This window comes from Devosia aquimaris, from assembly GCF_020169335.1.
GTDB lineage: Bacteria > Pseudomonadota > Alphaproteobacteria > Rhizobiales > Devosiaceae > Devosia > Devosia aquimaris.
The window spans coordinates 506,291-518,573 of sequence record NZ_JAIEZN010000002.1 but is presented as its reverse complement, the minus strand read 5'-3'; the positions used below and the strand labels follow the sequence as shown (position 1 = coordinate 518,573).

Below are 12,283 nucleotides of genomic sequence, written 5' to 3'. Positions count from 1 at the left end.
CCCGCGCAGTTTTGCGCGCGCCCGGCAACCGCGACACGATAGTCGCCGTTGCCGGGGCACGAGGCGTCAGATGTCGACGTCGTCCTGGTCGAGCGCATCGATCTCGGCAGCGGCGCGGCGCAGGATCTCGGCGGCACGATGCTGCTGCTCGTCTCCACCGCGACGAGCCTTCTTGATGGCGGCCTTGAGCGCGCGGCGGGCGTGGTTGAGCTCGGGCACCACATCGGCCATGTCGCGATCCGTGTCCGGACCGGGCCGAGGGTCGCCGCCTTGCCCATGAGGCGCGTCATGCCCGTGCTCGGGGCCGCGCTCGCGGTCAAATGGCCATTCGGAGCGGGCAAAATCGCGGAAGCGCTGCATCTGCTCGCCAGCCTTGGCGAGGAACGCCAGGGTTGATTCGATGGCCTCGCGATTGTCCGCAAGATGGGCCCGGCCAGCATCAGTGATGGCATAGAGCTTCTTGTTGCCGTCGGCCTCGGCCGTGGCAAAGCCAGCTTCCTCGAGATAGGTCAGGGCCGGATAGACCACGCCCGGGCTGGGGGAATAGAAGCCACCGGACTTCTCCTCGATCACCTTGATCAGGTCATAGCCGTGGCGCGGCTGCTGCTCGATCAGATAGAGCGCAACCAGGCGCAGGTCGCCCGAGGCCAGCATGCGGCCGATGCGGAAATTGCCGCCGGCATTGCCCCAGCGATCGGCATTGTCCATGCCCGAGGCCAGTCGGCCCCAGCCGCGGCGCGCCATGGCTTCCATGCGCCGCCAGTTGGGTTCGCCATTCTTCCAATAGGTACTCATGATGTGTCTCCGATATATCGTTGACTGCGTTGCAGCCAAGATCGTGCGCGGCCCGCCGTCATTCAAGATATATCTTACGAAATAATCGGGCATGAAAAAGCCCGCGACCAGTGTGGTCGCGGGCTTTCCGAATTCGGCGCGGCGGCTGGCGGCTAGAGGCTTTCCTGCTCTACGGCAGCGGGCGCGGTCTTGTCGAACTGGCCATGCTTGCGGAAGCGCCACATGTAGCCGGGCAGGATGGTATCCATGGATGTCGGCACGATGCCCATGCCGGCCAGGGTCCGCTTGTCCTTGATGGCAGCCTCGGAGACGACATTGTCGACGCCCAGCAGCTCGACCTGGTCCGGCGTCACCAGCGGCGGGAAGGGCAGGATGCCGAGCAGCGCCGCCTTGAACTTGGCCAGGCCCGACGGCACGGGCAGCAGCGGACGCTTGCGCATGGCCTCGTGCAGGACTCGCTCGAGCAGCTGGCGATGGGTTTCGACCTGCGGGCCGCCCAGTTCGTAGATCTTGCCCGGCTTGAGCTTGCCTTCGGCCGCCAGCACAAAGGCCTGGGCCACATCACCCACATAGGCGGGCTGGAACAGGGTCTTGCCCTCGATCACCGGCATGACCGGCAGCAGGCGGGCCAGGGTCCCCATCAGGTTGAAGAAACCGTCGCCCGGCCCGAACAGCAGCGAGGGGCGCATGACGATGGCTTCGGGAAAGGCCGCCAGCACGGCTTCTTCACCGGCCAGCTTGGAGGCGGCGTAGCGGCTGACCTCGGCGGCCTTGTCGACGCCCAGCGCCGACATGTGCACCAGCTGGGTAACTCCGGCTGCCTTGGCGGCCCGGGCAATGGCGGCGGCGCCATCGGTATGGACGGCATCAAAGGTCTGAGCGCCGCGATTGGCAGCGATGCCCACCAGGTTGATGACGATGTCGACACCGGCAACAGCACGCTGGATGGAGGCTTCATTGCGGATATTGGCCTGGACCGGAACGATCTGGCCCACGGTGCCCAGCGTGCGCAGATGACCGGCCAGGTCGGGGCGGCGCACTGCAACGCGGACGCGATGGCCATTGCGGGCCAAAAGCTGGACGATCTGCGTGCCGACAAAACCCGAACCACCGAAAACGGTCACGAGCTTTGGATCAAGGCTGTCCATGGGGAACTCCGGCAAGGTTCAATTGTGTCCGCTTCTAGCCCAGGCGGCGCGACACTGTCGAGGGCCAAGGGCAGGAATCGCCTTGACTCGGCCTGGCGTTTGTTCCTGTTATGTTCTCACAACAGGAGACGACCATGACCGATCAGGACAAATCGGACGACAAATCCAAAACCCGCGTTGCGCCAGACGGAGCTATCCCGCCGGCGCGGCCCTACCATGGCCAGTGCCATTGCGGCGCGGTGCGGTTCAGCGTGGTGAGCGACCTGTCGAATCCGAGCGACTGCAATTGCTCGCACTGCCGACGCCTGGGCTGGATCATGCAATCGGTGCCGGCCAGCGCGTTCACGCTGATCAGCGGTGCTGAGGCGTTGACGCCCTATCGTTTCAATACCGAGACGATCGACCACAGCTTCTGTCGCGTCTGCGGCATTGAGTCGTTTGCCCGCGGCACGGACGGGCGCGGCAATGAGCTGGTGATGATCAACATCAACTGTCTTGAGCCCACGGTGCGGGTCGATCCGGGTGCGATCACGCATTGGGACGGTGCGAACTTCTGATTGCGTGCGAATAGGTGATTGACATCGGGCATGACTGCCAATAGTTACCCCCTGCCTGCCCAGATGGCGGAATTGGTAGACGCGCACGGTTCAGGTCCGTGTACCGCAAGGTGTGGAAGTTCGAGTCTTCTTCTGGGCACCAAGTTTTGACCCCGGTCCAACGCAAGTTGGGCCGGGGTTTTGGTTTTCCGGGCCCCTCCCCCAAGGGCCACAAGTCCGTATCGGTCCATGCGGACGCGCCAAAAGGCCTCCGTAACCTCCCGTTGACCTCGTCCCGCATCATATCAAGCTTTCTTTATATCCGCCTTGACCGGTTGGGCGTTGGGTGTCACAAACTCGCTATAATGGCTCGTTTTGGGCCGCTTTTGACAAGCTCAGGGGATTTCTCGTGGTCCGATCGTCATTTTTCTTCACCTCGGAATCGGTGTCTGAAGGACATCCCGACAAGGTCTGCGATCGGATCAGCGATGAGATTGTTGATCTGGTGTTCCGCGAAGCCAAGAAGGCCAATATGGACCCGGCGCAGGTCCGAATCGCCTGTGAGACCCTGGCGACGACCAATCGCGTGGTGATCGCCGGCGAAGTGCGCGTGCCCCCGTCCCTGCTCAAGAAAGACCGGGACGGCAATGTTATCCTGGATGCGTCCGGCGCGCCGACGGTCAATCCGTCCAAGTTCAAGTCGACGGCGCGCAAGGCGATTCGCGCCATCGGCTATGAGCAGAGCGGCTTTCACTGGAAGACGGCCAAGATTGACGTGCTGCTGCACGGCCAGTCGGCCGATATTGCCCGAGGCGTGGACGAATCGGGCAACAAGGATGTCGGCGCGGGCGACCAGGGCATCATGTTTGGCTACGCATCGCGCGAAACGCCCGAGCTGATGCCGGCGCCAGTCTATTATGCACACAAGATCCTTGAGGTGCTGACCCAGGCCCGCAAGGAAGGCACCGGCCCGGCCAAGGCGCTGGGCCCCGACGCCAAGAGCCAGCTGACCGTGCGCTATCAGGACGGCAAGCCGGTCGGCGTGACGCAAATCGTGCTGTCGACCCAGCACCTGGACGAGACACTGACCTCGGCCGATGTGCGCAAGATCGTGGAGCCCTATATCCGCCAGGTCCTTCCCGAGGGCTGGATTTCCGCAGAAACCGTCTGGCACGTCAACCCGACGGGCAAGTTTGTCGTCGGTGGCCCCGATGGCGATGCGGGCCTGACCGGTCGCAAGATCATCGTGGATACCTATGGCGGCGCAGCCCCGCATGGCGGCGGCGCGTTTTCGGGCAAGGACCCGACCAAGGTTGACCGCTCGGCGGCCTATGCGGCGCGCTACCTGGCCAAGAATGTGGTCGCTGCCGGCATGGCGGAACGCGCCACCATCCAGCTCAGCTATGCCATTGGCGTGGCACAGCCGCTCTCGATCAACGTCAATCTGCACGACACAGGCACGGTCGATGAAGAGGTGGTTGAGGCTGCGCTGTCCAAGGTGATGGACCTGACCCCGCGCGGCATCCGCACCCATCTCGACCTCAACAAGCCCATCTATGCCAAGACATCGGCCTATGGTCATTTCGGCCGCAAGCCGGGCCGCGACGGCAGTTTCTCCTGGGAAAAGACCGATCTGGTCTCGGCCCTCAAGGCCGCGGTCAAGGCCAGCGCATAAGCGCTCGGCGCATGCTCATTTCCAGCGCGGCGCCTTGGCAACGGGGACGCCGCGCTGTGCTGTCCGGGCCTTGTCCTGCTTGGATAATGCTGGCCTGACCCCGGGTTGGCTTGCTAAGGGGCAGCTCAGCTTCTCTTTCGCCCAGGCCCGCTCATGACCGCCAAGCCCGATCATCAATTGCCCAAGACCCGTTCGGGCGAGCCGCGCGCGTTTTTCGGCCGCCGCTCGGGCAAGAAGCTGCATGGTGGCCAGCAGGCAATCTTTGACGCCAGCCTGCCTGCACTCGAAATCGTGCTGGACGGACCGCTTGATCCGCGCAGCCTGTTCCCGGACGCCAAGGAACTCGTGGTCGAAATCGGCTATGGCGGCGGCGAGCACCTGGCCCTTGAGGCGGGGTTGCATCCCCAAACCGGCTATATTGGCTGCGAAGTGTTCACCGGGGGCATCGGCAAGATGGTGCAGACCATCGCCGCGCGGGAACTGGACAATATCCGCCTGTTTACCGATGACGCGCTCAAGCTGCTGATGGCCATGCCGGATGCGAGCCTGGATGCGGTCTATCTGCTCTATCCCGATCCCTGGCCCAAGACGCGTCATCACAAGCGGCGCTTTGTCTCGCCCACGACGCTGGCCGAGCTGGCGCGGGTGATCCGCCCGGGTGGTCGCTTCTTTTTTGCCACCGATATCGAAGATTATGCCAATTGGACGCTGGCGCATGTGCTGCGGGAGCCGAGCTTTGCGTTCGAAACCCAGTCCCCCGGTGACTGGCATCAGCCCTATCCCGATTGGCAGGCGACACGCTACGAGCAGAAGGCGCGCCGCGAGGGGCGCATGGTCAGCTTCTACTTCACGTTCCGCCGCGTCGCGGCACGCTGAACGCCGGTCGCGCCGGTATACCGGCGCGGACTTTCGCAAATTTAATGTTCAAAGGACTGGATAATTGAGGTTTTGGCCCCATATGCGGGGCCTCTACCACATCTTTGAGGCGTCAAATGTCCGTTCCAGCCAGTTCCCCGACAGGTGATGATGCGCTGACGGTGAGGCCTGGCAAGTGGACATTGACGGTGGTGACGCTGTTGCGTGACCAGACGCTGCGGTTCAGCGAAATCCGGCGCAATGCCGGTGGCATTTCACAAAAGACGCTGACCATTACCCTGCGGGAGCTGGAGCGGGACGGCTTTGTGCAGCGCACGATGTTCGCCACCATTCCGCCGCGGGTCGATTATCAGTTGACCGAACTGGGTCGGGGCCTGCTTGAGCTGGCCGACCATCTGCGCGTCTTTACGGTGCGCCACCGGGCGGAAATCCACGCAGCACGTGAGCGATTCGATGCAGCGGGTGGCGAGCCCGAAATCGAGCTTCGCCATCCCGTCTGATCTACGGGCGCCGTCGGAAAGATCCGGCGGCGCCGTGGTCGGCCGAAATTACAGGGAGACCTTTTCCAGCGAACCGGGCTGGAACAGTTCCATGGCCTGGTGACCGTTGTCGAGGGTGACATAGGCACGGATCAGGCCGCCCCATTCTTCCACGGACGTTGCGTTCACGCCCTTCTGCTGCAGGCTGGACAGGATGCTGTCGGCGGTGAACTCGCGCATTTCGGTCGAGCCCGTGCCGAAGGCTTCGGTGTCGGCCATGGCGGGTGCAACCACACCAGCAAACGAGGCAGCAGCGATAAGGGCGATAACAGTGTTCTTGATCATTTCAGTGTTCCTTTCGTTTTGAACACCCTGGAAATGATCCTGCCCGGCCGAACCCTCAAGGGGGCTTTTTGCACATTGAAGGGGTTGAAACCCGCGCAATCGTCACGAGAGTTTTTCTAAGGAAATCAAGGCATTAAAACGTGCCTCGGTTTCCTTTTAGCAACCAGATATGCTGGGAGTGACGGTCCGGAACCGCTGGGGTCTGCGCCGGTTTTGCATCCGCAAAACAGGTTCGAGCACGGTGAAATCACCGCGCCTCAAAGCAGGCTGTGGCCCTTTTGGAAGCATGACATCACAGGCGCGTGACAGTCCAACAAAAAGCGAAAAAAATCATGCCTCGACGCTTTTTTAGTGTGAACCGCCGCTTGGCACCGGTCCAGGACCGGTGCGCGCCCTCGTCCAAACGCATCAATTGCGGCATGCGGATGGGTAATCGGCCCGACCAGGGGCCGGACTTGGCTGCACAGGTCCCTGCCCCGGCCCGGACCGTCTGGGCGCGCGGCCTTGCTAGATGCGGCCAACGGCGCTATAAAGGCGACAACATCTCAGCAAGTTTGCAGAGTGGGAGCCGCCCGGCCCCGCTCTTTTTTATTACCTGAAGGGACCGATGAGCTTCGATCTCACTGCACCACGCTTTATCAAAGAGACGGGCCTGGAGGCTCGCGTGGCTCGTATCGTCGAGCCGGTTGCCAATGGCCTGGGCTATGCGCTGGTGCGCGTACGCATCACGCAGGAAAATGGCATGACGCTGCAGATCATGGCGGAAGACGCCAATGGTCGCTTCACCATCGTTGACTGCGAGACGCTGTCCAAGGACGTCTCGCCGGTCCTTGATCTCGAAGATCCCATCGACCGCGAATATCACCTGGAGGTCTCCTCCCCCGGCATCGACCGCCCGCTGGTGCGCCAGCGCGACTTTGCCGCCTATATCGGGCACGAGGCCAAGATCGAGCTCAGCGACATGATCAATGGTCGCAAGCGCTATCGCGGCTTCATCAAGGCGGTGGATGACGAGAGCGTCACCATCACCCTGCCCGACGCCCCCGGCGGCACCGATCCCGACCATCGCCTGCTGCTGTCCACCCTGGCCGAGGCCAAGCTGGTGATGACCGACGCCCTGATGGAAAAGGCGCGGATCGACCAGGAACAGCATCCCCTTGATGACGACGAGACCGAAACGGTCGAAGTCGCCGATACTGACGACGACACTATCTCCGAGGAGACACACTAAATGGCCGTTAGCGCGAACCGCCTTGAACTGTTGCAGATCGCAGACGCCGTTGCCCGCGAAAAGTCGATCGACCGCATGGTCGTGATCGAGGCGATGCAGGATGCCATGGAAAAGGCCGCCAAGGGCCGTTACGGCGCCGAGACCGAGATCAAGGTGGAGATCAATCCGCGCTCGGGCGAGACGCGCATGTGGCGCCTGCTGGAGATCGTGGAATCGGTCGAAGAGCCCGGCCGCCAGGTCGATCTCAAGCACGCGCAGATCAAGTCGCCCGAAGCCAAGATCGGCGATTTCCTCACCGAGCCGCTGCCGCCGATGGAGTTCGGCCGTATTGCCGCCCAGTCGGCCAAGCAGGTCATCGTGCAGAAGGTGCGCGATGCCGAGCGCGAGCGCATGTATGACGAATACTTCAACCGCATCGGCGAGATCGTCAACGGCACCGTCAAGCGCGTCGAATATGGCAATGTCATTGTCGACCTGGGTCGTGGCGAAGCCATCATCCGTCGCGACGAGCTGATCCCGCGGGAGATGTTCCGCTATGGTGATCGCGTGCGAGCCTATGTCTATGACGTGCGCCGCGAACAGCGCGGCCCGCAGATTTTCCTCAGCCGCACCCATCCGCAGTTCATGGCAAAGCTCTTCATGCAGGAAGTGCCCGAGATCTATGATGGCGTGATCACCATCCGCTCGATCGCCCGCGATCCGGGCAGCCGCGCCAAGATCGCCGTCACCTCCTCGGATTCCTCGATCGACCCCGTGGGCGCCTGCGTTGGTATGCGCGGCTCGCGCGTGCAGGCCGTGGTTGGCGAGCTGCAGGGCGAAAAGATCGACATTATCCCGTGGACCGACACCATTGCCGACCTCGTGGTCTCGGCGCTGCAGCCGGCCGATGTGGCCAAGGTGGTGCTGGACGAGCAGGCCGAGCGCATCGAAGTGGTCGTGCCCGACGAGCAGCTGAGCCTGGCCATCGGCCGTCGTGGCCAGAATGTGCGCCTGGCCAGCCAGCTGATCGGCTGGGACATCGACATCCTGACCGAGCAGGAAGAGAGCGAACGCCGCCAGAAGGAATTCACCGAGCGCTCGAGCCTGTTCATGCAGGCGCTCGACGTTGACGAGATGGTGGCCCAGCTGCTGGCCTCGGAGGGTTTCTCCTCGGTGGAAGAGCTGGCCTATATCGACACCAATGAAATCGCCTCCATCGAGGGCTTCGACGAGGAGACCGCCGGCGAGATCCAGAACCGCGCCAGCGAATATCTGGCTGCCATCGACCGCGCCCATGACGAAGAGCGCAAGGCGCTTGGCGTCGAGGACGAGCTCTACGAGATTGCCGGGCTCACCGCCTCCATGCTGGTGGCTCTGGGCAAGGATGGCGTCAAGACGGTGGAAGACTTTGCCGGCTGCGCCGCCGACGACCTGATCGGCTGGAGCGAACGCAAGGATGGCGAGACCAAGCGCTTTGAAGGCACCTTCAAGGACTTCCCGGTTTCGAGGGAAGAAGCCGAGGACATGATCATGCAGGCCCGTATCAAGGCCGGCTGGATCAATGCCGAGGATGTTGCCGGTGCAGACGACGGCGAAGTGGCCGTCGATGGCGATGAGGTTTCGGCCTAACGGCCGGAACCGGGCGAGGGCACCAGAAATGGCCCGGCGCGAGGAAACGGAACGGATGTGCGCGCTGACACGGGTTGAAAAGCCCGTGGCAGAGCTGATCCGTTTTGTCCTCGGGCCCGATGATCTGCTGGTGCCCGATACCGACGCCAAGGCCGAAGGCCGTGGCGTCTGGATCAGTCTGAGCCGCACGGCTGTCGCCGAGGCGGTAAAGAAGAATATTTTCGCACGCAGCCTCAAAACTGCCGTGCGTTTGCCCGATGATCTGCCGGGTCTGACCGAGCTGCGCCTGCAGCAGCGCTATCTGAGTGCGCTGGGGATGGCCCGCAAGGCCGGGCAGCTGACCTTTGGCGCCACCAAGGTGCGCGGCCTGTTGGCCACCGGTGACCTGGTCGCGCTGATTACGGCGACCGATGCAGCCGAAGACGGACGCAACAAGATGCTCGGCCCGCTCAAGGCGCTGCACTATGCCGCTGCCGAAGAAGGAATTGCCGGCTTTTCGGTGCCCCATTTCGAATTGCTCTCCTCAGAGCAAATGGGTTTGGCACTCGGGATAGAAAATGTGATACATGCTGCCCTCACAAGAGGGGCTGCAGCCCAAGCGGCAGTAGAAAAGGCCAGAAGACTGGCTGTTTTCACTGCCAAACCGACGGAAACGGACACCGGCCGCCCTGCGGTTGACGGTGACCTTTTGCCCGAGGAACAAGACGAAAGACGCGAGATACATGGCTGATAACGACGACAAGCGCACCGACGACAATGGCGCGAAGAAGACGCTGACATTGAAGGGCGGCCCAGGCCTGGGCAACCGTCCCGGCATGTCGCGCGGTCCTTCCCGCTCGACGGTGGTCGTTGAGAAACGCACGCGCCTGGTCCCCAAGCCCAATGTGCCCAGTGGTGCCCAGCGCCCCGCTGCCGGCGGATCGAGCCAGAACAGCCGGCCGCAGGGTGGACGCCCGGGCCAGCAGGCGCCGCGCGCGCCGCTGGGCTTGTCGGCTGCCGAGGCTGAAGCCCGCCGCCAGGCTCTGGCGCTGGCCGGCGCCCGCCAGGCTGAGGACCGTGAGCGTTTCGCGGCTGAAGAAGCCCGCCGCATGGAAGAAGACGCCCGCCGCCGGCAGATTCGTGAAGAAGCTGCCCGCGCCGAGGCCGAACGCCTGGCTGCCGAGGCTGCTGCATCGGCTGCTCCAGCCGAAGAAGCCAAGCCTGTCGAACAGGCGCCGGCTGCCGAAGCCCCGAGCGCTGCTGCGCCCGCTGCAGAATCGGCCCCGGCTGTTCCCGCCTCGCAGCGCAATCCTGGCCCGTCCAGCGTGCGCGTGGTTGCCGGCCGTCCCGGCCAGCCGCCGCGCCCGACCCGTCCGGCCGGCGAACGCCCCAGCGGCAATACCCGCCCCGAGAACGAGCGCGGCGCCAATGCGCTGATCCGTCCCGGTACTGCCGGTGCCCGTCCCTCCGGCACGGCCACGCGGCCGGCCGGTGAGCGTCGCCCTGCCGGTGCCGGCATGGCGCCGATCGGCAATGTGCCCCCCGCACCGCCGAGCGAAGCCGATGGCCGCAAGACCCGGACCGGCGCACCCCAGGTGCGTCCGACCACCGAAGCGGAAATGGAAAATGCCCGTCGCGCCTCGCGCGCCACGCCGGAGCGTCCCGCTCGCCGGGCCGGCATGGACAACAATGCCCGTGGCCGCCTGACTGTCACCAATGCCGGCGCCGAGAGCGATCGCGACAAGGGTCCGTCCCTGGCCGCCATGCGCCGCCGCCGCGACAAGAAGATGGGCCGCAACCAGCAGGATGCGCCCAAGATCAGCCGCGAAGTGGTGATCCCGGAAGCCATTACGGTCGCCGAACTGGCCAACCGCATGGCCGAACGCTCCGTCACCGTCATCAAGATGCTGATGCAGCAGGGCCAGATGGCCACCATCAACGATGTGATCGATGCCGATACGGCCGAACTGATCGCTTCGGAGCTGGGCCACACCGTGCGCCGCGTCAGCGATGCCGACGTGGAAGAAGGTCTGTATGACATCCCCGCCGACGACAAGGCCGAGGATCTGACCGATCGCGCGCCGGTGGTGACCATCATGGGTCACGTCGACCACGGCAAGACCAGCCTGTTGGACGCGATCCGCGAGGCCAATGTGGTGTCGGGCGAAGCCGGTGGCATCACCCAGCACATCGGCGCCTATCAGGTCGAAAAGAACGGCAGCAAGATCACCTTCCTCGACACTCCGGGCCACGAGGCGTTCACCGCCATGCGTGCCCGCGGTGCACAGGCGACCGACATTGCTGTTCTGGTGGTGGCCGCCGACGACGGCGTGATGCCGCAGACCATTGAATCGATCAAGCATGCCAAGGCGGCAGGCGTTCCGATCATCGTGGCCATCAACAAGATGGACAAGCCCGATGCCGATCCGCAGCGCGTGCGGACCGAACTGCTGCAGCATGAAGTGTTCGTGGAATCCATGGGCGGCGACGTGCTGGACGTCGAGGTTTCGGCCAAGACGCAGAAGGGCCTCGACAAGCTGCTCGAGACCATCCTCCTGCAGGCCGAAGTGCTCGAACTGCGCGTGGCCCGCGATGGTCGTGCCGAGGGCCTGGTCATCGAAGCCAAGCTCGATCGCGGCCGCGGTGCGGTGGCGACGGTTCTGGTGCAGCGCGGCACGCTGGCGATCGGCGACATCCTGGTCGCCGGTACCGAGTTTGCCCGCGTCCGTGCGCTGATCAACGACAAGGGCGAGCAGGTCAAGACGGCCGGCCCCTCCACGCCCGTGGAAGTGCTGGGCTTTACCGGCGTGCCGAGCGCAGGCGACCGCTTCTCGGTGGTCGAGACCGAAGCCCGTGCCCGCGAAGTCACCGAATATCGTCAGCGCGCCATCCGTGAAAAGACGGCCGGCGGCGGCGCCACCAGCCTCGAGCAGATGATGAATCAGCTCAAGGTGGCCGGCATTGCCAAGTTCCCGCTGATCATCAAGGGCGACGTGCAGGGTTCGGTGGAAGCCATTGTTGCCTCGCTCAACAAGCTCTCGACCGACGAAGTGTCGGCGCAGATCCTGATGAGCGCGGTGGGCGGCATCACCGAGTCGGACGTAACCCTGGCGTCGGCATCCAATGCCATCGTCATCGGCTTTAACGTGCGTGCCAACAAGCAGGCGACCGATCTCGCCACCCGCGACGGCATCGAAATCCGCTACTACAACATCATCTACGACCTCGTGGATGACGTGAAGAACGCCATGAGCGGCCTGCTCAAGCCGGAACGTCGCGAGACCTTCATCGGCAATGCCGAGATCCTGGAAGTGTTCCAGATCACCAAAGTGGGCAAGGTGGCCGGCTGCCGTGTCACCGAGGGCATCGTGGAACGCGGCGCCGGCGTGCGCCTGATCCGCGACAACGTCGTGATCCACGAAGGCAAGCTCAAGACGCTCAAGCGCTTCAAGGACGAAGTCAAGGACGTCCAGACCGGCCAGGAATGCGGCATGGCCTTCGAAAACTACGAAGACATGCGCCAGGGCGACGTCATCGAATGCTTCCGCGTCGAGACCGTGCAGCGCACGCTGTAGTCTCCTCTGCAATCACAACAAAAAGGGCGCGGTTCA

The 12,283-nt window shown here is 63.6% G+C and carries 11 protein-coding genes and 1 tRNA gene; 9 read left to right on the top strand and 3 right to left on the bottom strand.

Features of this window, described 5'->3' with window-relative positions; genetic code table 11:
* Positions 1–66: 66 nt before the first annotated feature.
* Complete coding sequence (locus K1177_RS15400; RefSeq protein WP_224704406.1) at positions 67–795, bottom strand: PadR family transcriptional regulator; 729 nt, start codon at positions 793–795, stop codon at positions 67–69.
* A gap of 152 nt (positions 796–947) precedes the next feature.
* Entirely contained in the window at positions 948–1,943 is a 996-nt protein-coding gene (locus K1177_RS15395) for a complex I NDUFA9 subunit family protein (protein WP_224704403.1), read from the bottom strand.
* A 134-nt stretch (positions 1,944–2,077) separates the two neighbouring features.
* Between K1177_RS15395 and K1177_RS15390 the strand changes: the two genes are divergently transcribed.
* From K1177_RS15390 to K1177_RS15370, 5 genes are all read left to right on the top strand, one after another.
* Positions 2,078–2,500 (top strand): GFA family protein, encoded by a 423-nt coding sequence (locus tag K1177_RS15390; RefSeq protein WP_224704401.1) that lies wholly within the window; start codon positions 2,078–2,080, stop codon positions 2,498–2,500.
* Between the two features lie 57 nt (positions 2,501–2,557).
* Positions 2,558–2,642: transfer RNA gene (locus K1177_RS15385), tRNA-Leu, on the top strand.
* A 183-nt stretch (positions 2,643–2,825) separates the two neighbouring features.
* Positions 2,826–4,154, top strand: coding sequence for a methionine adenosyltransferase (metK, locus tag K1177_RS15380; protein ID WP_396120224.1), 1,329 nt, complete (start codon positions 2,826–2,828; stop codon positions 4,152–4,154).
* A gap of 153 nt (positions 4,155–4,307) precedes the next feature.
* Positions 4,308–5,030 (top strand): tRNA (guanosine(46)-N7)-methyltransferase TrmB, encoded by a 723-nt coding sequence (gene trmB / locus K1177_RS15375; protein ID WP_224704398.1) that lies wholly within the window; start codon positions 4,308–4,310, stop codon positions 5,028–5,030.
* Positions 5,031–5,146: 116 nt separating this feature from the next.
* Positions 5,147–5,530, top strand: a complete 384-nt coding sequence (locus tag K1177_RS15370) for a winged helix-turn-helix transcriptional regulator (RefSeq protein WP_224704396.1) — start codon at positions 5,147–5,149, stop codon at positions 5,528–5,530.
* A 48-nt stretch (positions 5,531–5,578) separates the two neighbouring features.
* On the opposite strand, the gene K1177_RS15365 is transcribed toward K1177_RS15370, so the two are convergent.
* Entirely contained in the window at positions 5,579–5,854 is a 276-nt protein-coding gene (locus K1177_RS15365) for a hypothetical protein (protein WP_224704394.1), read from the bottom strand.
* Between the two features lie 607 nt (positions 5,855–6,461).
* Here K1177_RS15365 and rimP point away from each other — a divergent pair.
* The 4 genes from rimP (at position 6,462) to infB (ending at position 12,247) form a co-directional block, all read left to right on the top strand.
* A complete protein-coding gene (gene rimP / locus K1177_RS15360; RefSeq protein WP_224704392.1) occupies positions 6,462–7,085 on the top strand; it encodes a ribosome maturation factor RimP in 624 nt (207 codons plus the stop codon).
* Positions 7,086–8,693 carry a transcription termination factor NusA gene (gene nusA / locus K1177_RS15355; protein ID WP_224704390.1) on the top strand — a complete coding sequence of 536 codons (1,608 nt, stop codon included), beginning with the start codon at positions 7,086–7,088 and terminating at the stop codon, positions 8,691–8,693.
* A 28-nt stretch (positions 8,694–8,721) separates the two neighbouring features.
* Entirely contained in the window at positions 8,722–9,423 is a 702-nt protein-coding gene (locus K1177_RS15350; protein WP_263574975.1) for an RNA-binding protein, read from the top strand.
* Between the two features lie 358 nt (positions 9,424–9,781).
* The gene (infB, locus tag K1177_RS15345; RefSeq protein WP_449508576.1) at positions 9,782–12,247 is read left to right on the top strand and encodes a translation initiation factor IF-2; all 2,466 of its coding nucleotides are present in this window, start codon (positions 9,782–9,784) and stop codon (positions 12,245–12,247) included.
* Positions 12,248–12,283 lie beyond the last annotated feature (36 nt).

What these genes read in the sequence shown, in the direction of transcription:
- K1177_RS15400 (WP_224704406.1), bottom strand. Translation starts at nt 795, where the DNA reads ATGAGTACCTATTGGAAGAATGGCGAACCCAACTGGCGGCGCATGGAA.
- K1177_RS15395 (WP_224704403.1), bottom strand. Translation starts at nt 1,943, where the DNA reads ATGGACAGCCTTGATCCAAAGCTCGTGACCGTTTTCGGTGGTTCGGGT.
- K1177_RS15390 (WP_224704401.1), top strand. Translation starts at nt 2,078, where the DNA reads ATGACCGATCAGGACAAATCGGACGACAAATCCAAAACCCGCGTTGCG.
- trmB (WP_224704398.1), top strand. Translation starts at nt 4,308, where the DNA reads ATGACCGCCAAGCCCGATCATCAATTGCCCAAGACCCGTTCGGGCGAG.
- K1177_RS15370 (WP_224704396.1), top strand. Translation starts at nt 5,147, where the DNA reads ATGTCCGTTCCAGCCAGTTCCCCGACAGGTGATGATGCGCTGACGGTG.
- K1177_RS15365 (WP_224704394.1), bottom strand. Translation starts at nt 5,854, where the DNA reads ATGATCAAGAACACTGTTATCGCCCTTATCGCTGCTGCCTCGTTTGCT.
- rimP (WP_224704392.1), top strand. Translation starts at nt 6,462, where the DNA reads ATGAGCTTCGATCTCACTGCACCACGCTTTATCAAAGAGACGGGCCTG.
- nusA (WP_224704390.1), top strand. Translation starts at nt 7,086, where the DNA reads ATGGCCGTTAGCGCGAACCGCCTTGAACTGTTGCAGATCGCAGACGCC.
- K1177_RS15350 (WP_263574975.1), top strand. Translation starts at nt 8,722, where the DNA reads ATGGCCCGGCGCGAGGAAACGGAACGGATGTGCGCGCTGACACGGGTT.
- infB (WP_449508576.1), top strand. Translation starts at nt 9,782, where the DNA reads ATGGAAGAAGACGCCCGCCGCCGGCAGATTCGTGAAGAAGCTGCCCGC.